The 21,923-nt window shown below is 39.9% G+C and carries 16 protein-coding genes; 13 read left to right on the top strand and 3 right to left on the bottom strand.

The window, feature by feature from the left end:
• Nucleotides 1-1,368, top strand: coding sequence for a RagB/SusD family nutrient uptake outer membrane protein (locus SLH46_RS10755; protein ID WP_320281189.1), 1,368 nt, complete (start codon nt 1-3; stop codon nt 1,366-1,368).
• A 310-nt stretch (nt 1,369-1,678) separates the two neighbouring features.
• Here the strand turns inward: SLH46_RS10755 and SLH46_RS10750 are convergent, their stop codons facing one another.
• Nucleotides 1,679-2,554, bottom strand: coding sequence for an enoyl-ACP reductase FabI (locus SLH46_RS10750; protein ID WP_320281188.1), 876 nt, complete (start codon nt 2,552-2,554; stop codon nt 1,679-1,681).
• A 296-nt stretch (nt 2,555-2,850) separates the two neighbouring features.
• Between SLH46_RS10750 and SLH46_RS10745 the strand changes: the two genes are divergently transcribed.
• From SLH46_RS10745 to SLH46_RS10700, 10 genes are all read left to right on the top strand, one after another.
• On the top strand, nt 2,851-4,503 hold the full coding sequence (locus SLH46_RS10745) for a dipeptidyl-peptidase 3 family protein (protein ID WP_320281187.1): 1,653 nt from the start codon (nt 2,851-2,853) through the stop codon (nt 4,501-4,503).
• A gap of 119 nt (nt 4,504-4,622) precedes the next feature.
• Nucleotides 4,623-5,123, top strand: coding sequence for a hypothetical protein (locus SLH46_RS10740; RefSeq protein WP_320281186.1), 501 nt, complete (start codon nt 4,623-4,625; stop codon nt 5,121-5,123).
• A gap of 111 nt (nt 5,124-5,234) precedes the next feature.
• Complete coding sequence (locus SLH46_RS10735) at nt 5,235-7,457, top strand: TonB-dependent receptor (protein WP_320281185.1); 2,223 nt, start codon at nt 5,235-5,237, stop codon at nt 7,455-7,457.
• A gap of 41 nt (nt 7,458-7,498) precedes the next feature.
• Nucleotides 7,499-7,873, top strand: a complete 375-nt coding sequence (locus SLH46_RS10730) for a heavy-metal-associated domain-containing protein (RefSeq protein WP_320281184.1) — start codon at nt 7,499-7,501, stop codon at nt 7,871-7,873.
• A 161-nt stretch (nt 7,874-8,034) separates the two neighbouring features.
• Entirely contained in the window at nt 8,035-9,396 is a 1,362-nt protein-coding gene (locus tag SLH46_RS10725; protein ID WP_320281183.1) for a DUF6055 domain-containing protein, read from the top strand.
• Nucleotides 9,397-9,519: 123 nt separating this feature from the next.
• Nucleotides 9,520-10,911, top strand: a complete 1,392-nt coding sequence (locus tag SLH46_RS10720; RefSeq protein WP_320281182.1) for a serine hydrolase domain-containing protein — start codon at nt 9,520-9,522, stop codon at nt 10,909-10,911.
• A 66-nt stretch (nt 10,912-10,977) separates the two neighbouring features.
• Nucleotides 10,978-11,478, top strand: a complete 501-nt coding sequence (locus SLH46_RS10715; protein ID WP_320281181.1) for a hypothetical protein — start codon at nt 10,978-10,980, stop codon at nt 11,476-11,478.
• Between the two features lie 258 nt (nt 11,479-11,736).
• The gene (locus SLH46_RS10710) at nt 11,737-13,065 is read left to right on the top strand and encodes an MFS transporter (protein ID WP_320281180.1); all 1,329 of its coding nucleotides are present in this window, start codon (nt 11,737-11,739) and stop codon (nt 13,063-13,065) included.
• Between the two features lie 129 nt (nt 13,066-13,194).
• The gene (locus SLH46_RS10705) at nt 13,195-14,751 is read left to right on the top strand and encodes a M81 family metallopeptidase (RefSeq protein WP_320281179.1); all 1,557 of its coding nucleotides are present in this window, start codon (nt 13,195-13,197) and stop codon (nt 14,749-14,751) included.
• 126 nt (nt 14,752-14,877) lie between these two features.
• A complete protein-coding gene (locus SLH46_RS10700) occupies nt 14,878-16,341 on the top strand; it encodes a DUF1080 domain-containing protein (protein WP_320281178.1) in 1,464 nt (487 codons plus the stop codon).
• Between the two features lie 64 nt (nt 16,342-16,405).
• Here the strand turns inward: SLH46_RS10700 and SLH46_RS10695 are convergent, their stop codons facing one another.
• Nucleotides 16,406-17,128, bottom strand: a complete 723-nt coding sequence (locus tag SLH46_RS10695; RefSeq protein ID WP_320281177.1) for a cytidylate kinase-like family protein — start codon at nt 17,126-17,128, stop codon at nt 16,406-16,408.
• 291 nt (nt 17,129-17,419) lie between these two features.
• On the opposite strand from SLH46_RS10695, the gene SLH46_RS10690 reads away from it, so the two are divergent.
• Nucleotides 17,420-18,811, top strand: coding sequence for an aminopeptidase P family protein (locus tag SLH46_RS10690; protein ID WP_320281176.1), 1,392 nt, complete (start codon nt 17,420-17,422; stop codon nt 18,809-18,811).
• A 19-nt stretch (nt 18,812-18,830) separates the two neighbouring features.
• Here SLH46_RS10690 and SLH46_RS10685 read toward each other — a convergent pair whose 3' ends face one another.
• The gene (locus SLH46_RS10685; RefSeq protein ID WP_320281554.1) at nt 18,831-19,259 is read right to left on the bottom strand and encodes an arsenate reductase/protein-tyrosine-phosphatase family protein; all 429 of its coding nucleotides are present in this window, start codon (nt 19,257-19,259) and stop codon (nt 18,831-18,833) included.
• A 436-nt stretch (nt 19,260-19,695) separates the two neighbouring features.
• Between SLH46_RS10685 and SLH46_RS10680 the strand changes: the two genes are divergently transcribed.
• Nucleotides 19,696-21,879 (top strand): DUF349 domain-containing protein, encoded by a 2,184-nt coding sequence (locus SLH46_RS10680; RefSeq protein ID WP_320281175.1) that lies wholly within the window; start codon nt 19,696-19,698, stop codon nt 21,877-21,879.
• Nucleotides 21,880-21,923: the final 44 nt, after the last annotated feature.

Below are 21,923 nucleotides of genomic sequence, written 5' to 3'. Positions count from 1 at the left end.
ATGAAAACATTAAATATTTTATCTAAGCTTACAATAGTTTTTCTATTCATAGCTTCAATTAATGCTTGTACTACCGACGATTTGGATCCTTCTACGGAACAAAACAAACCGGTTGAAGGTGGTATTGAGTCGGATGCAAACCTTTATGGTATTGTAAAAGGAGCATACAGCCGAATGACTGCAAGCGGTTATTACGGTAGAGATTATATTATTAACAATGAGGTAAGAACAGATAACTGTTTTTCAAACGGTAACTCTGGTCGTTTTACTACTCAGGCAGGTTTTAACTATTCTGAAAATACCGGATTTTTCTGGGATGAAGCTTACCGCGTAATTGCCAGTGCAAACATTGTAATCGGTGTTAATCCTGATGAAATGACCGGCGATGTTGATTATATCAAACACATGCAGGGGCAGGCTTATGTATTGCGTGGTCTTGTTCATTTTGATTTGTTAAAACAATATGGTCAGCAAAATGCAGGTGGATCATTAGGTGTGCCTTATGTAACTGAATTTAAAGGAGAAGATTTGACTCCGGCACGTAAGTCTGTTGATGAATGTGTTACAATGATCTTAGCCGATCTTGAAATGGGTTACAGCATGTTAAATGAAGACTATGATGATTCTCCTGAGTTTATCACAAAATATGCTCCTAAAGCTATTGCTTCGAGTGTTGGTGTATATTTCAAAAAATGGGATGTAGCTAAAAGTGCTGCTGAGGTAGTAATTAACTCTGGTATGTATTCTATTATACCTGCCGATCAGTATGTTTCAAGCTTTGGTGTTGATGCTTCGCCTAACTCAATTTTTGAATTAGCATTTAGCTCTACCGACAATGTTGGTATCAATGGTTTGGCATATATCTACAGAACAACCGGTGGCGGTAGCTACGGCGACGTTCAGGTTCTTGACGAAGTAGCTGACCTTTATGATGAAGGTGACGTTCGTGAAGGAATTCTTGGAATGGAAGACGATATGCTAAGAAACATTGGTAAATATCCTGACAACCAGGGTTATGACAACGTTGGTGTTATTCGTTACGAAGAAGTTCTTTTGAACTATGCTGAAGCACAGCTTGAAACAGGTGGTGATGCATTAACTCCGCTTAACCAACTTGCAGCAGAACGTGGAATTGATGCTTATACTGAAGTAACTAAGGATATCCTTATCGATGAAAGAAGAAAAGAGCTGATCTTTGAAGGAAGACGTTATGATGATTTGGTAAGAACAGGATCAGATATCGAAAAAATTTCACTTCAGCAAAACTTCGCTGCAACTATTCCTTACGGCGATTACAGAATGGCATGGCCAATTCCGAAAGCTGAAATGGATGCGAACTCTAATATGGTTCAAAACGACAATTATTAGTAACTAATAATTTAGATATTATACAATTAAGGGTTGTCATTTTCATGGCAACCCTTTTTGTTTTCTAAGAATAGAGCATAAAAAACATTCATGATTTATGGAATCACCAACAGTGATGAAAGGATATCAATATTGTTTCACACAAAGAAAAGAAGAAGCGCAAAATTCGAAAAGGTAAAGAATCTGTTTTGCGTGCTTTGCGAAAACTTGGCGATCTATGCGTGAACTTTCTTGTTTTTATCAAAGTGACTTTCATAAAAAAGGCCGTCTCTAAAGAGAAACGGCCTTTGTAGTATTCTTTTTGTTTGTACTAGTCGTAGCGATGTTCGTCTGCATGAGGTTTTTCATCATCGCAGGCGCAATGTTTGTCCAATCCTTTTTCATATTGCTCCAACGCACGTAAACTCATTCCCATATTTGAGAATCCTCCGTCGTGGAAAAGGTTTTGCATGGTAACTTTTTTCGTCAGGTCAGAGAAAAGAGTAATACAGTAATCGGCACACTCATCACCGGTTGCGTTACCAAGTGGCGACATTCTTTCCGAGAAGTCCAGCAAGCGGTCGAAACCTTTAACACCGTTTCCGGCAGTTGTAATTGTTGGCGATTGCGAAATAGTATTTACCCTAACATTACGCTCACGGCCATAAATATAACCGAAACTACGGGCAATCGATTCCAGCAATGCTTTGGCATCAGCCATATCGTTGTATCCAAAGAACGAACGCTGAGCTGCAACATACGACAACGCAACTACCGATCCCCATTCGTTAATGGCATCCATTTTACGGGCTACCTGAAGTACTTTATGGAAAGATACTGCAGATACATCAAGGGTTTTGTCGAGGTAGTTATAATCCAAATCACTGTAATGGCGTCCCTTTCTTACGTTTGGAGACATACCAATGGAGTGTAAAATGAAGTCAATTTTGCCGCCTAATACTTCCATCGATTTGCTGATCAGTTTTTCCAGATCTTCAACGTTGGTTGCATCGGCTCCAATAACTTCGGCATTAATTTGCTCACCCAGTTGGTTGGTTTCACCCATACGAATAGCAACCGGGGTATTTGATAATGTTACAGTGGCGCCTTCTTCGTGTGCCCGTACAGCCACCTTCCAGGCAATCGAATCGGGATTTAAAGCCCCGAAAATAATTCCCTTTTTTCCTTTTAATAAATTGTTACTCATAATTTGTTTTTATGAAACGTGTAAGCTAAAATTTTACTTATACGACAATGATTATATACATGCAAAATTCATCTGTTTTCTGCAGATGAAATTACGCGTGCAAAGTTAATTCAGTTTAAATAAATTATTCACGAATGGTCATAATTCAGTAATTAAGTCTGCTTTTTTAACTTTTCACATCGAATTTTGTTCAAAACCATTCGAAAATATGATGGATTATATTTAAAAGCAGCGATCAATTGTTTTATTTGGCAACTGCTTTTTTTAGCTTTGAATACAAATAAATACCAAAACTTATGAGAAAATTATTCATTTTGTTCGTTGCAACAACTATGGCATTTGGTTGTTCTACCAACACGAAAAAAGAAACAAAACAGAAAATAGAAATGGAAGAAAATACTACCATAAAAGAAAAGGCAGACGAATTTGTTTCGTTTAAGTTAACTACTGATTTAAATGAACTTTCGGAGAAAGAGAAGCAAATGTTGCCACTTTTACTTGACGCAGCTAAACTCATGGAGCAGATATATTGGCAGGAAGCATACGGCGATAAAGAAGAACTATTTGATCAGGATTGGGATGAATACACCAAAAAATTCCTTCATATAAATTATGGTCCGTGGGAACGACTAAATGACAACAAACCATATTTGCCCGGTTACAAGGCAAAACCTGCAGGCGCAAACTTCTATCCGGGGGATATAACAAAAGAAGAATTTGAAGCCTGGGGCGAAGATTCTAAAACCAGCTTGTACACCTTGATTCGAAGAGGCGAAGACGGTAGTTTGAAATCTATTCCGTATCACATCGCATTCGAAAATGAAATTAAACAGGCTGCCGATCTTTTGCTTCAGGCTGCAGAACTGGCTGAAGATGCCGGACTAAAAAAATACCTTGAGGAGCGCTCAAAAGCACTGCTTACTGATGACTATTTTGCCAGTGATGTTGCCTGGATGGAAATGAAAAATAATACCATCGAATTTATAATTGGCCCAATAGAAAATTACGAAGATCAGTTGTTTGGTTACAAAGCGGCACACGAATCATTTATTCTGGTAAAAGATAAGGAGTGGAGTAAACGTTTGGAAAAATATGCAGCATTATTGCCCGGTCTGCAAAAAGCATTGCCATGCGAGCAGGCGTACAAAGATGAAACGCCGGGAGTAGATTCTGACATGAATGTTTACGATGCCATTTATTACGCCGGCGATTGTAATGCGGGAAGTAAAACCATTGCAATCAATCTGCCTAACGACGAAGAAGTTCGCGAAACAAAAGGTAGCCGTAAGCTTCAACTAAAAAATTCGATGCAGGCTAAATTCGATAAAATTTTGGTGCCGATTGCAGATTTGCTTATTGCTGAAGACCAGCGCCAGCATGTAAAATTCGACGCTTTTTTTGAAAACACCATGTTTCACGAAGTGGCGCACGGACTTGGATTGGGAAATACCGTTGATCAAAACACTACCGTTCGTGAAGCTTTAAAAGACGCCTACACTTCTATTGAAGAAGGGAAAGCCGATATTCTCGGATTGTGGTGTGTATACCAGCTTAACGAAATGGGAGAGTTGGGAGAAAAGGATATGATGGACAACTTTATAACGTTTATGGCGGGCATTTTCCGGTCGGTACGTTTTGGTGCTGCCAGCGCACACGGAAAGGCCAATATGATGCGTTTTTACTACTTCCAGGAAATGGGCGCTTTCACGCGTGACGAAACCACAGGAACCTACCGTGTTGATTACGAAAAAATGAAAGACGCGATGATGAATCTGTCTGAAATCATTCTGAAAATACAGGGTGATGGAGACTACGAGACGGCCAAACAAATCATTGAAGAAAAAGGTTTTATTCGCGAAGCGCTTCAAAGAGATCTGGATCGAATCGGCGAGTCAGGAATTCCTCGCGATATTGTTTTTGAACAGGGTGCCGAAGTTTTAGGTTTATAGAATAATAAAGCCGGGAAAAAGTGATTTTCCGGCTTTATTAATTGTTTCTGAAATTATGATACATAAATAGTTTAACAAGCTATTAACAACTTCTTTGTGCTAACTTACGTTATATTTGTATGGTGAAGTGGTTAGTAAACATAGCAACTCTATTTCTTTTAACAGTGTTCCTGTTTTCGTCAACAGGATTTATTGTTTATAAAAGCCATTGCACCTGCTCGGGCGAAGAATACACGAGTATAATTATAAAACCTGCCACTTGCGAAACGGAGTTTCACCAACACCACAAACACGATCAATCGCATAACGAAATTGCCTGTTTGGAGGATGAATGCCACGAATGTCATTCTTGCGAAGATCATTCTAATTCGTGTGGTTGCGACTCTCCGGAATCAATATTCCTGAAGTTGAAAGACAAGGCTGTTGACGACGAGGTAAAGTTTGTGGCAGTGCAGCCGATTGAACTGATAGTGTTAAGTTCAGAGCTTTTGGAGGAACTGACGATTAAATCCGATGAGCTTCTTACCAAGTCTTTTTATACAGATCCTCCGCCAAAAATTACATCTTCAATTGATTTTCTTATCCGGATTCAAAATCTAAAAATACCCTCATTAGCTTAAGATTTGTTCTGTTTTATTCAGAACCAGTTGCCGGTCAATTTGGCCTGTGATATTGTAGTGAATTTCGATCGTAATCGAAATGTACTTTTTGAAATAGAAATCTTAAGAATAATGAAGAAATATATATTACTATTATTTATCCTGTTTCCGTTTATCTCAAAATCGCAATCCATTTCAGGAACAGTTTTTAGCAACGATGAGAACGGAAAACAACCACTTCCGGGAGTGAATGTGGTTTGGGAAGGCACCAGCGAAGGTACTGCCTCAAAACCCGACGGAAGTTTTAAATTAAAAAAGAAATCCGATCAACACATGTTGGTTTTTAGTTTTGTAGGCTACGAATCGCAAACAGTACATGTTCATGATGAAGATCCGATAGAAGTTGTACTTCAGCCAAATTTGGAAATTGAAGAAGTTACCGTTATAAAAAAGAATCGTGGCACTTACCTGTCGGTTATTAATCCGATTCAAACGGAAAGTATTAGTGGTGCCGAACTGCATAAAGCAGCTTGTTGTAATCTGGCCGAGAGTTTTGAAACCAATCCGTCGGTAGATGTGAGTTACAGCGACGCCGTTACAGGTGCAAAACAAATTAAGTTACTCGGACTCGACGGAACCTATTCGCAGCTTCAGGTAGAAAATATCCCGAATTTGCGCGGTTTAGCGACAACTTTTGGATTAACCTATATTCCGGGGCCGTGGTTGGAATCCATCCAGGTTTCAAAAGGAGCGGCCTCTGTACTTAACGGATATGAATCGATTGCCGGGCAAATTAATGCCGAATTGAAAAAGCCTGACAGCAATGAAAAGCTTTTTCTGAATGTTTATGGTAACAATGAAGGCCGGTATGAATTTAACGGTAACACGAATATCAAAGTAATTGGCGATACACTTACCACAGGTGTTTTTGTACATGCCAGTAATCTTTCGAAAGAAAATGATCATAACCACGACGGTTTTCTCGATTCGCCGCTGTCGGAAACTTTTGAGGTAGCCAATCGCTGGAAATACAACAACCATAAAGGAGGCATGGCCCAGGCCGGTATTACCTTACTTCGCGACGACAGGATGGGAGGTCAGGTTGGTGCCGACAGGGATATGACACCATCGTTAGCTAATCCGTATGGCGTTAACATCGTAAACAATCGTGTTGATGCGTTTTTTAAGTCGGGAATTGTTTCGCAAGATAATCATCGTGCGGTGGCCATTCTTACTAATTTTGCACGCCACGAAACCGAATCGTATTATGGATTAACAACCTACGATGCCGATGAAACACGTTTTTACGGAAGTGTTGTTTACACGCAGGATTTGGACGAGGCTGCTATTCATGTGCTGAACAGCGGGGCCAGTTTTATTTACGACGATTTTAACGAGAAATTGTATGATCAGGATGTTCAGCGAACTGAAAAAGTGCCGGGCTTGTTCACGGAGTATACTTTTAAGCCCAACGACAATCTAACGCTGATGGCCGGAGTTCGTGCCGATTTCCATAACATTTTTGGAAATTTTGTTACTCCGCGAATGCACTTCCGCTACCATTTTGCCGATCATTTTACATTTCGTACCAGTGCCGGAAAAGGATACCGTACAGCCAATGTAATTTCGGAAAATTCATATATGCTGGCCAACTCGCGCCCGATAAGCTGGACCGAAGATGTAATGCAGGAAGAAGCCTGGAACTACGGTGTGGCTTTCGTTCAAAATTATATGCTTTTAGATCGCGAATTGACCATTAATACGGAGTTTTTCCGTACCGATTTTCAGAGTAAACTGGTTCTCGATCGGGAGACATCATCGGAATACATTCTCTTGCTGCCATCCACTGAAACAGCCTACGCCAACAGTTTACAATTTGATGTTAGATGGCAACCAATCGAACGATTGGATATGTTGCTGGCCTACCGCGTAAATAACATCAAAGAAACCATTGGTGGCGAATTAATGAAAGCTCCTTTAGCGAGTGATTACAAGGGACTTATTAACCTGAATTACACCACTAACCTAAAGAAGTGGATGTTCGATTATACTATTCAGTTTAATGGCGGCGGAAGGATTCCGTATGTTTATGAAGAGTGGATGAACACGGCAGATATGTCGGCCGATTTCGCCGAATTTTCGCCATATACTATTATGAATGCACAGATAACTAAATATTTCCGCTACTGGAATATTTACCTGGGTGTTGAGAACCTTACCGATTTTACGCAAAGTAATCCGATTGATGGTGCCGACGATCCGTTTGGCGACAGTTTTAGTGCCACCAATATTTGGGGACCTACAATGGGTAGAAAAATTTATCTTGGACTACGTTTTAATTTGAATTATGATTAACCAGCAAGAGCAAAAAGCTTTATGCATAAAACTTATACAAAATGAAAAAATTAATAGTACTACTGGCCGTGGCAATGTTCATTGGGTTTTCAGCTAATGAAACTTTTGCACAGAAAAAAGAAAACAAAGTAGTTTGTTTTAAAAGCGATATGGATTGTTCGGAATGTGAAAATACCATTAACGAATACCTGAAATTTGAAAAAGGTGTTAAAGACTTAAAAGTTGATCACGCGTCGAATACCATATTTGTAGAATACAAAGACGGAAAGAATACGGATGAAAAACTGGCTCAAGCTATTAAAAAGAAAGGCTACAAGGCAGAAAAAATCACCCAGGAAGAATACGAAGAAATTATAGCCCATACTCATGAAGCAGGGCACGAACACAATCATGAAGTTCATAAGGAAAGAAAATAATTAGCTGATTTAGCATGTCAGAAAAAGCTACCTGTTATCGGGTAGCTTTTTTTTTGGCAAAAAAATACACTAACAAATGTCACAATACGCTAATTCTGAAACAGTTTTAACATTGGTCTGAGCCATAATTTTCTTAGTTTTCAGTTCTAAACTTTATTTAAATGTCTGAGCCAAAATATATTTCCCGCAAAACTTTTGTTTTTCTGTTGAGTGTATGTATTGCAATTTTCCAATCTTGTAGCAACCAATCTAAGGTTGAAAAAGAACTTTATATACCACAGAACATTTATAAAGTTCCCGAAAACAACGATTTCATAAAACCGGAGAGTGAGTTTAGTGTGAAACACATGGTGGCGAGCGATAATTTTGCACTGTTCTGGCATAAAGAATATGGCGATGATCCGATGGCAAATCCCGATTCAAGCAAACGTTTTGATCCGAAGCAAGCGCTGCAGGAATGCGAGCGTTTTTACAACTACTATGTTGATGAATTAAAGATTGTAGAGAAGGGAAATTCGCTTACCGACAAGTATAAAATGTTGATCATTGTCTTTGGCGGAGACGAAGCAACGGCCTTTGGTGGCGGGGAAGAAGACAAGATTGGAATACTTTGGACTCCTGCTGTTCGCATCAATAAAAAACCATACGGCGCACTGGCACACGAGTTGGCACATTCATTTCAATACATTTCAAATGCCGATGCCGGAACCGGACCAAACGGCCCGATTATGGAAATGTCGGCGCAATACATGTTGTGGCAGGTTTATCCCGAATGGATGACATTTGAGAATTACCACCTGGTTGATTTTATGAAACAAACTAACTATGCGTTTTTGAACCCGATAAACATGTACCATTCGCCGTATGTGCTGGAGTACTGGTCGCAGATACACGGCAAAGAATTTTTGGGCCGATTGTATCGTGCAACACAGGAAAAGGAAGACCCGGTAACTACCTATAAACGATTAACCGGAATTGATCAGGAAACTTTTAACGATGAAATGTTTGATGCTTCACGCCGGTTCATCACCTGGGATCTCGATCGGGTGCAGGAAGAGGCACATCAATATGCCAATCAGCACCACTGCAAATTAATTGCTGCGGCTGACGGTTGGTACAAAGTATCGGTAGAAAATTGTCCTCAAAACTATGGTTACAACGGTATTCAACTGGACGTTCCGGAACCGGGTACTGAAGTTGTTTTCGATTTTAAAGGAATCGCCGGTGCCGATGGTTACAACGCGGTAAAAATAGATAAAGCAGGCTGGCGCTATGGATTTGTGGCTTCGTTAAAAGATGGAAGCCGTGTTTATGGCGAGATGCAAAATAAAGATGAAAGCGGCACCAGTTTTACCGTTCCTGAAAATACGGAGTATTTGTGGTTGGTGGTTATGGGCGCCCCGACAGAACACTGGCCAATTGTTTTTAACTGGGGAAAGGATGCCGAAAAAGCACCTGAAGAAAACTGGCCTTACGAGATAAAACTGGATGGAACAACACTTGCGGCATCGGTTTTTAACTAAAATCCAAAAGCCGTTTTAACGAAGGATTTTAGCTCTTTATACATCATTTTTTGTTGTTCATCAACCAATGTTGCATGTCAGCCAAAACAAGGCTAAATTTGAATAAAACCAAATTCTATAGCCATGTTTCGGTTCGTCAGCTTATTTGTATTTGTTGCGTTTTGTGCAGCTTGCACACCACAGAATAAAAGCAATTCTTTTGCCGGCTTTTGGGAAGGTCCACACCCCGAAGATCCCAACAAAAAATTCTATGTTCAGATTCTTGATTCCGACAGTACGAACGCAAAAGGTTACTGGACCGACAATGGTTTTTACGATTCAGGTTTTCAAATCGACAGCCTGAAAACAACTGATAAATCCATTCGGTTTTTTGTGCCGAACTGGAACTGCACCTATTTAGGCGAACGGGAAGGAAATTTTATAAATGGTGGTTTTGCCTGCGAAGGAGATCCTTTTGACTCCGTTCGACTAGTGAAAAACGATAAAATTTCCCGGTTTCTAACAGACGCGCTTCCGGGTTGCCATGAAAAGGATTTCAAGTATCACTGCCAGACACCAATACAACATGATGATCTTTTGCAAACTTCACGTATTAAACGAGATGGAGATTCAATTTTTATCTATTCACTTGTGCCTGAAATTATAAACGGTGAATATGGCCGCCTCAATTCGTTTTTGCTGATCAAAAACAATCAGCTAATTTGTGAGGAGTATTTTTATGGCTTCGGAGAAAACACGCTGCATCAGGCAGAATCTACAACGAAAAGTATTACATCGCTGCTGAATGGAATTGCAGTTGACAAAGGATTTGTAACCGATTTAAATGAGTCGGTGGCAACAATTCTGGAAGCACCGGATTTTGACAAGTGGATCACGTTAAAACATTTGCTTACCATGACATCTGGTTTAACACCAAACGACGAAGAACTTCATTTTAGTAACGATCGCATCAAAACCATTCTGTCGCGGGAATTGAATTACGAACCGGGAACCAAATTTCAGTACGATGGCGGAAATACAGAGTTGTTGGGGGCTATCATTAAAAAGAAAACCGGTATGTACGCTGATGAGTTTGCCAGGGAATATTTGTTTGAACCGCTGCTTATAACACAGTACAATTGGGAAATTGGTAAACAAAACGGCTATTCGTGTATGGCCGGTTCGTTGGAAATAACACCGCGCGAATTGGCAAAAATCGGTATGCTGGTGCTGAATAAAGGTAAATTCAACGGACAGCAAGTTGTCTCGGAAGAATGGATAGAACAATCGACAAGCTCTAAAACACACACAAATGTTCCAGAAGATGATTACGCATACCAGTGGTGGAATCTCACATTAAAAGCAAAAGGAGAGGAGTATCCCTGTATTTGGGCCAATGGATTCGGTAGCCAGTTTATTTATATTTTTCCAACTCTCGATGCCGTAATTGTTACCACCGGGCACAACTACGAATTTGATTCGTGGGCCATAACTTCCGGTATTGAGAAATACTTGTATTTATTGGATTGGCAATAACCGATGATATGAATTCTTGTTATTGTTAAATCGAGGCATTCTTTTAACTTTATAGAAAATTAATTCATGCTCGAACTTCCGATTTACAGTGAACAACGAAAGTATTCATTATTTATGCCAATAATCGTATTGGCAGGTTTTCTAATTGTTTCTCATATTCTTATTCCGGAGTACAGTTATGGTTTGATTGCATTTGCTGTAATGGCTTTATTCCTTTTTTTGTTTTTTACAAAAAACAAGTTGAAAAACACCGGGAAGATATATTTAAATACCACCCAGATTAATGTTGAGTCTGAACAGCAGAATTTTACTGTAGATATTGCAACTCTTGATAGTCTGGAAATTACTTATAGTGGTTATAATGGAAAACGAATGCAGGGCGATATAATCGGCCCGTTCAATTCTTTTTCTGGATATGATAACTATTTGGTTTTGACAAAAGATCGCCAGAATTTCAAATGTCAGTTTTTGATTGCCGATGAAAAGGAAGAAAACAATTTATATAAGTTGATTGCAAAATGGAAAAATTGCGGCTTTGATGTTAGCAAAATAAAGATTGTAAAGTAACATCTGCATTTTATATATCACAAAGCAACACAAAGGAAGCACTAAGTTTCACAGAGAAGTCACAGAGTTAGACGGAGCCGAAAGACAAATCTTACAAATATACTTCTACAATTTATCAGTTTTTCAATTTACCAGTTTGTCAATTCTTCAGTCCTTAAGTCCCTCAATCCCTCAGTCTCCAATAACAAATCATTACCAAATCATTTCCTGTTCTCCTATCATACCTTCTGCTGCTAAACAATAAGTAGCTTTACACTAATGAAGCTCAAGCAGAAATACAACAATTTCCCGTTTAATCCATCAAAAGTACCGTTCTTTTATGGCTGGGTGATTCTGTTTGCCGCCACCATCGGTGTGTTGTGCAGTGCGCCCGGGCAAACGACAGGAGTGTCAACGTTTACCGATTATCTGATCGAAAATATTGGCATCAGTCGCGACCAGATAAGCACCGCTTATATGTTTGGAACCATTGGAAGTTCGTTTATTCTTACCTACGCAGGGACCCTCTACGATAAATACGGTGCACGCTGGGTGGGGATGGCCGCAGCACTTGCACTTGGTTTTGTTTTAGTTCTGTTCAGCCAGTCGGACCGTATTATAAAAGCCATAGTTCCGCAAAATTCAAACATTTATGTTGGCGTAGCAGTGGCAACGTGTATCGTGTTCTTTTTTATGCTGCGTTTTTCGGGACAAGGTGTAATTACCATGGTTTCACGAAATATGCTGATGAAGTGGTTTATTGCACGCAGGGGCCTGGTAAACGGTATTTCATCGGTATTTGTATCGCTAGGCTTTTCCATTGCACCACTTAGCTTCGATATGCTTATTGAAGGTACTTCGTGGCGCTGGGCCTGGTTACTAATGGCACTTGGAATTGGTGTTGGATTTTTCCTTTTTGTATTTATTTTCTTCCGAGATAATCCTGAAGACTGTAATCAGATTCCGGATGGAGAGAAACACGGGAATAAGGAACATGATGTAATCATCAAACCATTTAAACAGTTTACATTAAAAGAAGCGCGCAGCGGACTGACTTTTTGGTTATTTGTATTGCCAATAGCCATTTACGCCATGTTTATTACAGGGTATGTATTTCACCTGGTTTCTGTATTTGGCGAGGCCGGAATAGACAAAGAGCACGCGCTATCAGTATTTATTCCTATATCGATGATTTCGGTTGTATTGGCTTTTGTTGGCGGATGGATTAGCGACCGTATAAAACTGCAGTACCTGCTTTACCTGATGTTGGCCGGAATGGTTGTGGCTCTAATTGCACTTGCCAATATAAATACCGGTTTTTATTTCTATGCATTTATTATCGGCAGCGGTATCCCCAGTGGAATGTATAATGTGTTGTTAAGTGTTACCTGGCCGCGTTTTTACGGCCGCGATCATTTGGGAAAAATCACAGGATTTGTAATGGCTATTATTGTTTTCTTTAGTGCGCTTGGACCGATCGTTTTTAGCTTGTCGCATTCGCACCTGGGAAGTTATTCGTATGCCATTTATGCTTTGCTTGGTATCATCCTGCTTATTGCAACTATTAGCTTTAAAGCGCATAATCCACAGGACCTTTACGCTGAATAATTTCTTATACGATTTCCGGGCTACATCAGTTTTACAACCTAAACATTTATGAACATTCTTATTTGCTTTCCTTCATTTCTGCGTAAATTTGCTTTCATTGTATGATAATTTAAAAAATTTTAGAAGGATATGAGACGAATTCTTTTCGGATTATTTATCGCAACCCTTGTGTTTACCATAGGTTGTAAGAAGAAAAAGGAAAACAAACTTCCGCGTGTGGCCATTGCCGGACTCGCCATCGAATCGAGCACCTTTTCGCCTGCACAGTCGGGAATTGAGGCATTTCAGGCACGTCGTGGAGATGAAATATTTACTTATTATCCGTTTATGGACGATACTGCAGCAACCCGTCAGCGTGCGGAGTGGTTTCCGACTTTGCGTGGCCATGCGCTGCCCGGTGGAATTGTAACCCGAGAAGCATATGAAACGCTGGTAGGAGAAACACTGGATCGTTTAAAGGAAAATATGCCATACGACGGATTGTTTTTTGATATTCACGGAGCAATGAGTGTGGTTGGTTTGGATGATCCGGAAGGAGATTTTATCGAGCGAATTCGTAAAATAATTGGCGACGATGTGCTTATTTCCACATCGATGGATTTGCACGGAAATGTTAGCGAACGACTGGCGCATTGCAGCGATATGATCACTTGTTACCGAATGGCACCACACGAAGATGCCATTGAATCGAAGCACCGGGCGTTAAACAATCTTCTCGATCGTTTGGAAAGTGGCTTAGGTAAACCAAAATACAAAGCATGGATTCCGGTTCCGATATTATTGCCGGGTGAAAAGACAAGTACCCGTATCGAACCGGGGAAAAGTCTTTATGCCAAAGTTGCCCCGGCAGCCGCACGCGAAGGCGTTATTGATGCTGCTATTTGGGTGGGCTACGCATGGGCCGACGAGCCACGTAACCGTGCAATGGTAATGGCTTACGGCGATGATAAAGAAGCAGTAACCAAATCAGCCGAAGAGCTGGCGCAAGCCTTTTGGTATGTGCGAAATGAGTTTGAATTTGTGGCTCCTGTAGCTTCTCTCGACGAATGTTTGGACCGGGCGATTGCATTTAAAGAAAAACCATTTATCATCAGCGATATGGGCGATAATCCAACTGCGGGTGGTGCCGGCGATGTTACCTGGACCTTGAACGAAATATTGCAACAAAAAGAATTCAAAAAGAAAAATGGACCATCGCTGATTTATGCTTCTATCCCGGGACCGGATCTTGTAGCCAAAGCTGTTGAAGCCGGTATTGGCGAAAAAGTTACGGGTATGGTAGGCGCCGAGGTTGATGACCGTTATTGCGGACCAATTGAATTAACAGGGACTGTGGAAGCCATTAAACAAGGCGACCGCTATGCCGAAACTGAAGTCGTGATAAGCGTTGGAAGTGTTGATGTAATCGTTACAAAAAAACGGAAACCTTATCATCACGAAACGGACTTTACAGATTTAAGTTTGTATCCGCGCGAAGCCGATATTGTAGTGGTTAAAATCGGTTACCTGGTGCCTGAACTTTATAATATGCGCGCCGGTTGGTTAATGGCACTTACTCCAGGCGGTGTTGATCAGGATTTGGAGCGACTGGGTTATAAACGTATTCACCGCCCAATGTTCCCGCTGGATATGGATATGGCAGATCCGGATCTCTCAGCACGGTTAATTCCACTCGCTGACGAGTAAAAATCAATTAAGGCGTTTATATCATCGATGTAAGCGCCTTAATTTATAAATCAAATTGAAGATCGTTATTCAGCTAACGAATTTTTCTTTAGTTTTAAGAACCAATAATAATCTAAACCTGTAACGATGAGAAAGTTATTTTTTCCTGTAATTATCTTAATCCTTTTTAGTGCTTGCCAGAATAAAGTTCCGGTGGGAGAGTGGCATTCTATTTTTGATGGAGAAACGCTGGACGGCTGGAAAAAAGCCGGCGAAAATACTGAAAGTATTAGCGTTGAAGATGGAATGATAAAATGTGCCGGACAACGTTCGCACCTGTTTTACAACGGCGATTATAAAAATTTCGAGTTTGAAGCCGAAATAAAAGCACAGGAACATTCCAATTCGGGAGTGTTTATTCACACACAGTATCAGGAGGAAGGATGGCCTTCGAAAGGTTACGAAATACAGGTGAATAATTCGTATCGTGGCTCGGTGGAATATCCCGAGCGACGAAAAACCGGAAGTATTTACAATGTTCGAAACGTTTATTATCCGCTGGCTGGTGACAACGAGTGGTTTACCATGCGTATAAAAGTGGTTGAAAATGTTGTGGAAGTTTTTGTGAATGATGTTAAAGTGAATGAATACATTGAACCTGAAAATCCTTGGCGCTGGGAAGGCGGTGAAAACACCAAATTAAGCCATGGAACTTTTGCTTTGCAGGCACACGATCCGGGAAGTACAACTTACTACCGAAATATCCGTGTAAAAGCACTTCCTGATGCAGAACCGACAACACCTGAAGTTGATAAGGAGTGGGATTCAAAAGTTACAAAACTGATGTATGCAGGTTTTCCATTGGTTGATTTCCATGTACACCTGAAAGGCGGATTAACACTCGACGATTTGGTTGAGAATTCGCAACGTTTGGGAATAAATTACGGCGTTGCACCAAATTGTGGTCTGTATTTCCCTGTAACCGACGATGAATCGTTGTATGCCTACATGAACGAAGTAAAAGGAAGTTCAACATACAAAGGCATGCAGGCAGAAGGCCGTGAGTGGATCACGCTGTTTTCGCCGGAAGCTGTTGCTAAATTTGATTATGTATTTACAGATGCAATGACATTTACCGATAAAAAAGGCCGCAGAAACAGGATTTGGATTCCCGAAGAAGTTTGGGTGGATGACAAGCAACAGTTTATGGACGATCTTGTGGCAAAAATAGAGGCAATATTCTCGCAGGAACCGGTTGATATTTATGTGAATCCAACGGTTTTACCGGATGAATTGATGCCTGAATACGATCAACTGTGGACGAAAGAACGTATGCAACGTGTGGTAAAGGTTCTGGCAGAAAACGGAATTGCTTTGGAAATAAATGCGCGTTATAAAACACCAAAAGCAGAAATGATAAAAATGGCCAAAGAAGCGGGAGTTAAATTCTCGTTTGGCACGAACAATGTAACCAAAAACCTTGGTGAGTTGGAGTATTGTCTTGAAATGCTGGAGGAGTGCGAATTAACGCCAAACGATATGTTTGAGCCCAAACCGGATGCCGAAAAACCGGTAAACGTGAAAGGTTTGCCCGATAAAATTACAGGATAAGTTCAGATAAAAAACGGGTAAGACCAATTTGATCTTACCCGTTTTTTATGGGAAATATTATTGTCTAATAAAACTCGATTTTTGGTTTGTAGTCGAGCAGAAGTCCTTTCTTTTCAACGGCATACTCAACCAAATCCACTGCCTGTTCGTTCGTAAACGATCCGCGGTTAATCGTCAGGTCAAAGAATTCTTCGCGGAGACTACTTTCTTTAAGTGCTTTACGGAATGCTGTTCGCTCTTTTTCAACTTTCTCGATAAACGCAATTGCTTCGTTTCGATTGAGCTTATTATTCGTCATTATGGTATTTATGCGATACCCCAGCGGAGCCGTTAACCGGATGTGCAACGCATTTTTTATGTCGCTGGCAATAATATGGCTTGCCCGACCAACAATAATACAATAACCATCAACCGCCAGCGTGCGTACCACTTCTCTAACTGTTTTAATAATCACTTCTTCGCTTTTGTAACGTTTGTCTTTAAAGGCATTTAAAATCTCCTCAAAAGTATATCTGTCGGTCTTTTTAAATGTTTGCCTAACCTTTTCCGGATCAAGATCAAGCTCCTTAGCGCTTTCGCGAAATATTTCTTTACTCAACACATTCCACGAGCCTTTACTCAGTTGCTTATTCAGTCGTTCAGCAATCATTCGTGCTAAAACCAGTCCGTTGCATCCCACTTCGCGCGAAATTGTAATAACAGGGCCTGCCTGTCCTAAATTTCCCGATTCAAGCGGGTTTGCCTCTTTCAGGCGTCTGTTTAAATAGTTCATTAATGAATTTCCCATAGCTTATTAGTTTATCTTAGGTACGCTAATTATGGTAAACAGGTTATGCTGGTATTCCGGGAAATGTTTCCAATGATATAAAACAGAACTGATTAAGAATGAGCCTGAAATTTATTGTTCCTTCTTAAGGGTTTGTTATACAGTATTTTGCGATCGACAAGTGCAAAGAATGATAAGAATCAGATGGATTAAGGATTTGAAAAACTATTTTTGAAGTCTGGAAAATTTTTAAACATTCTAAATAACTGAGGAATAATTTATTCAGGTTATCTGGAAAATAAATAGAAAGCTATGTTTAATAAAGATACCTACGTCAGCAGAAGAAATAAATTGAAATCCAAAGGTTTAAACGGAATTGGTTTAATCCTTGGGAATGGCGAATCGCCAATGAATTGCCAGGATAATACTTATCATTATCGCCAGGACAGTACGTTTTTGTACTTCTTTGGTCTCGATTTTCCGGGTTTGGCCGGAGTTATAGATTTCGATAGTGGCGAAGAATTCATTTTTGGAGATGATGTTGATATTGAAGATATTATTTGGATGGGGCCGCAGGTGCCATTAAAAGATAATGCCGCCCAGGTAGGAGTTAGCAATACCGCTCCTTTTGTTAAGCTTTTTGATGTTGTTAAAGCTGCGATGAATGCCGGGCGAAAAGTACATTTTCTTCCTCCATACCGTGGCGAAAATAAAATTCTGCTCGAGAAGTTAACAGGACTGTCAGCATTGAGTATAAAAGATCATGCTTCGCTGGATTTTATTAAGGCCGTAATTTCAATTCGTGAAATTAAAGAAGCGCAGGAGATCGAAGAAATTAAGAAAGCCTGTGCAACCGGATACCAGATGCATGTGGCCGCTATGCGTATGGCTCAGCCGGGAACCTGGGAGCAAAAAATTGCCGGAACCATCGAAGGAATTTCTTTGGCTGGTGGCGGTATGGCTTCGTTTCCGATTATTCTTTCGCAAAATGGAGAGACCTTGCATAACCATAGCCATTCTCAACTTCTTGAGGAAGGTAAACTAATGTTATGCGATGCCGGTGCTGAATCTTTGCTAAAATATGCATCAGACTTTACACGTACAACTCCGGTTGGTGGTAAATTCACCACAAAACAGCGCGAGATATACGAAATTGTTCTGGCAGCAAATAACAAAGCTACAGAACTCGCAAAACCAGGTGTGACCTATCTTTCGGTGCATTTGGCCGCCGCTGAGGTAATTGCATCCGGTTTAAAAGAATTGGGTTTGATGAAAGGAGATGTTAAAGAAGCGGTTGCTGCAGGTGCTCACGCGATGTTCTTTCCACATGGTTTGGGACATATGATGGGATTAGATGTACATGATATGGAAGATCTGGGGCAGATTTATGTGGGGTACGACGAGGAGATTCAACCTGTAGATCAATTTGGAACTGCCTATTTGCGACTGGGGAAACGTCTTAAGCCGGGATTTGTGGTAACCAACGAACCGGGTTGTTATTTTATTCCTGCGTTAATTGATAAGTGGCAAACGGAAGGAATTAATCATGACTTTATAAACTTTGATAAAGTAAATGAATACCGCGACTTTGGTGGAATAAGGCTCGAAGATGATATTGTTATAACCGAAACCGGAAGCGAAATCATAGGGGAGCGTGTCCCAATCAATCCTGATGATGTTGAACGAATCGTTCAGGAAGGATAAATCAAAAACAAGGCATTCATTAATTCGTGGATGCCTTGTTTTTTAGTATACGGCGATAAAAATAATCCATTTCCAGGAGTAACTCGTCGCGCACTTCGCGACATCTGTCCCTTATTTCTTCCGGCGATTTAGCTCCTTTGTAAGGGCTTCTGAAACCCAAATGCAGTTTCTTTTTGAAATGTACGTTGTGGATATTAAGTTCTTCGTTTGTGCCTTCGCCAACGGTTATCAAGTAATCAAAATCCATGTCTTTATAATCCGTGTAAGAATGCGGAACACTTTGCTCGAGGTTTATACGGACTTCAGCCATTACCTCAATTGCTATCGGACTAACATGGTCAACGGGATCTAATCCGGCTGAAAAAATATTCAGTTTATCGTCGTAGTTTCTTAATATCGCTTCGGCCATTTGGCTCCGACACGAATTACGTTTGCTTAAGAATAAAATGTTTATCCCATTTTTTAAATTTTAGTAGGTATCCCTGAATTTTTAGAAAGTTGTAATTTACTATAATCGAAACACATAAAAAATGTCTTATGTGTTGATATTTAAGTTTTTAGGAATGTTTAGGAACATATTTAGAAAACATATAAGACTTGTACACATAAACTGCTGAAAACGCTAATATTCTGCAATTTTCTAACCGATTCATAACTGTCGATCCCTTGATATCCGCCTATTTGAGCTAAAAAATACTCGTTATAAGGTCTTTAGCGCATGTAACATATATTTTATTGTCCGCTTAACCATTTGATTTACAACTGCTATATAAATAGGAAACTATTATTTTTACTTAATAATTGAGTATTAATGTGGTTTTCCCTATTTTCGTAGGTGAATGATATCATGTAAATCGTTGAAAAACGATGTAAAAATTGTGTAAATGGAACCTAAAGATCTAAAAAACTCTGAAGAGTTAAAGCGTACGGAAAAATCTGAACCTAAGAATTCTGAAGTTGAAACAACTTCGGATGAAGCGACTAAACCTGTTACTACAGAAACGGTTAACGAAGAAAAGGTAGCTGAAACACCATCAGAACCTGTATCTGCACAAACCGAAGAACCTGTTGAAGAAACTCCGGCAGAAGAACCCAAAACCGAAGCAAAGGCTGAAGAACCAGAGGAGAAACCAGTTGAGACTCCTGTAGAAGATGCAGCTGTTGAAGAAGAGGTAAAAGTGGAAGATGCTTCAGAACCGGAAGTAGAAGTTACGGAGACAGAAACAACTACTGTTGAAGCAGAACAAAAAGAATCAGAGAAAGAAGATCAGGAAACAGCGAAAGACGAGGCAAAAGCCCCAAAACAAGAAGCGGAGCCGGTTCCGGAAAAAGAACCTGTAGATTATTCAAACCACTCGCAGGTGGAGCTAGTGAATGCACTTCGTGATATTATTGAAGATGAGAATAACGACTACGAGATAAAAGATGATGTAGAGGCCATAAAAGCGGTTTTCTACAAAAATCTTAACGAAACAATTGAAGAAGAAAAGAAGAAATTTATTGATGCAGGTGGTACTGAGGACGATTTTAAGCCTGAGGATGATCCGTATGAAAAGGATATCAAGGACCTGTTAAAAAAATACCGTCAGATCAGAATCGACTTCAACAAAAAGATGGAAGGCGAGAAAGAAGACAACCTGCAGAAAAAATACGATGTAATCGAGAAAATTAAAGGGTTGATTAATAACGAAGAATCAATTAATAAAACCTTTAACGAGTTCCGTGATCTGCAACGCGAATGGCGTGAGATTGGCCTGGTTCCTCAATCAAAAATGAAAGATCTCTGGGATACTTACCATTTTCATGTTGAGAATTTCTACGATTATATTAAGATTAACCGCGAGTTACGCGACCTTGATTTAAAGAAAAACCTGGAGGCAAAAATAAAACTTTGCGAGAGGGCAGAGGAGTTGCTGGTTGAAGAACCTTCGATCTTGAAAGCGTTTAATACACTTCAGAAATATCACGATCAGTGGCGTGAAATTGGTCCGGTTCCGCGCGAACAAAAAGATGATATCTGGGAACGCTTTAAAGCGGCTACCACTAAGATCAACAAAAAACACCAGGACTTTTTTGAGAATCGGAAATTAGAACAAAAGAAAAATCTTGAAGCCAAAACAGCCTTGTGCGAAAAAGCTGAAGAGATTATACTGGAAGAAATAACCAAGCATAAAGACTGGGACGAAAAATCGAAACAACTTATTGAATTACAAAAAGTTTGGCGTACAATTGGTTTTGCTCCAAGAAAAGATAACAACAAAATTTATGAGCGCTTCCGTACGGCTTGTGATAAGTTTTTTGACACGAAACGTGCATTTTATGCGAAAAACAAAGAAAGTCAGCAAAATAACCTTCAGCTGAAAACAGATTTATGTGTTCAGGCCGAATCGTTAAAAGATAGTGACGACTGGAAAAAAACAACGCAGGATTTTATCAATATCCAAAAGAAATGGAAAGAAATTGGGCCTGTACCGCGCAAACATTCCGATATCTTATGGAAAAGATTCAGAGCAGCCTGCGACTTTTTCTTTGATAAAAAATCGGAACATTTTTCGGATGTTGATACCGAACAGGTTGATAACTTAAAACTTAAGGAAGAACTGATTAAAGAAGTTCAAAACTTTAAGCCTGCAGAGGACAACGATAAAAACCTGGAGTCGTTAAAAGAATTCCAGCGTAAATGGACAGAAATTGGTCATGTTCCGTTTAAGAAAAAGGATGACATTAAAGTTGAGTTCCGCGACGCGATAAACAAATTATTCGATGAATTGAATATCGACGAAGAGAAACGTAACTTGTTGAAATTCAAAAATAAAATGTCGTCTTTCTCTGAATCGTCACGTGGGCAGAATAAAATGCGCATGGAACGCGATAAGTATATGAATAAGATGAAACAGTTGGAGAACGACCTTGTTTTATTGGATAATAATATTGGTTTCTTTGCTAAATCGAAAAACGCCGAGTCGTTGATCGAAGATGTGAAAAAGAAAATTGAAGTTACCAAGCAGAAAATTGAATTACTCCGGGATAAAATCAGGGTAATTGATGAAATGGATGGAGACGAATAAAATCATTCCATATAATGAAGAAGCCGGTTATTTAGCCGGCTTTT

It is taken from the genome of Draconibacterium sp. IB214405 (assembly GCF_033963885.1).
Lineage (GTDB): Bacteria > Bacteroidota > Bacteroidia > Bacteroidales > Prolixibacteraceae > Draconibacterium.
Note: the sequence above shows the minus strand (reverse complement) of the source record. Positions and strands in the feature narration are given on the sequence as shown.

Bases quoted from the DNA above. Each gene is read 5' to 3' on its own strand.
- SLH46_RS10735 (WP_320281185.1), top strand. From the start codon at position 5,235: ATGAAGAAATATATATTACTATTATTTATCCTGTTTCCGTTTATCTCA.
- SLH46_RS10690 (WP_320281176.1), top strand. From the start codon at position 17,420: ATGTTTAATAAAGATACCTACGTCAGCAGAAGAAATAAATTGAAATCC.
- SLH46_RS10745 (WP_320281187.1), top strand. From the start codon at position 2,851: ATGAGAAAATTATTCATTTTGTTCGTTGCAACAACTATGGCATTTGGT.
- SLH46_RS10715 (WP_320281181.1), top strand. From the start codon at position 10,978: ATGCTCGAACTTCCGATTTACAGTGAACAACGAAAGTATTCATTATTT.
- SLH46_RS10705 (WP_320281179.1), top strand. From the start codon at position 13,195: ATGAGACGAATTCTTTTCGGATTATTTATCGCAACCCTTGTGTTTACC.
- SLH46_RS10730 (WP_320281184.1), top strand. From the start codon at position 7,499: ATGAAAAAATTAATAGTACTACTGGCCGTGGCAATGTTCATTGGGTTT.
- SLH46_RS10700 (WP_320281178.1), top strand. From the start codon at position 14,878: ATGAGAAAGTTATTTTTTCCTGTAATTATCTTAATCCTTTTTAGTGCT.
- SLH46_RS10695 (WP_320281177.1), bottom strand. From the start codon at position 17,128: ATGGGAAATTCATTAATGAACTATTTAAACAGACGCCTGAAAGAGGCA.
- SLH46_RS10710 (WP_320281180.1), top strand. From the start codon at position 11,737: ATGAAGCTCAAGCAGAAATACAACAATTTCCCGTTTAATCCATCAAAA.
- SLH46_RS10750 (WP_320281188.1), bottom strand. From the start codon at position 2,554: ATGAGTAACAATTTATTAAAAGGAAAAAAGGGAATTATTTTCGGGGCT.
- SLH46_RS10725 (WP_320281183.1), top strand. From the start codon at position 8,035: ATGTCTGAGCCAAAATATATTTCCCGCAAAACTTTTGTTTTTCTGTTG.
- SLH46_RS10740 (WP_320281186.1), top strand. From the start codon at position 4,623: ATGGTGAAGTGGTTAGTAAACATAGCAACTCTATTTCTTTTAACAGTG.
- SLH46_RS10720 (WP_320281182.1), top strand. From the start codon at position 9,520: ATGTTTCGGTTCGTCAGCTTATTTGTATTTGTTGCGTTTTGTGCAGCT.
- SLH46_RS10755 (WP_320281189.1), top strand. From the start codon at position 1: ATGAAAACATTAAATATTTTATCTAAGCTTACAATAGTTTTTCTATTC.
- SLH46_RS10680 (WP_320281175.1), top strand. From the start codon at position 19,696: ATGGAACCTAAAGATCTAAAAAACTCTGAAGAGTTAAAGCGTACGGAA.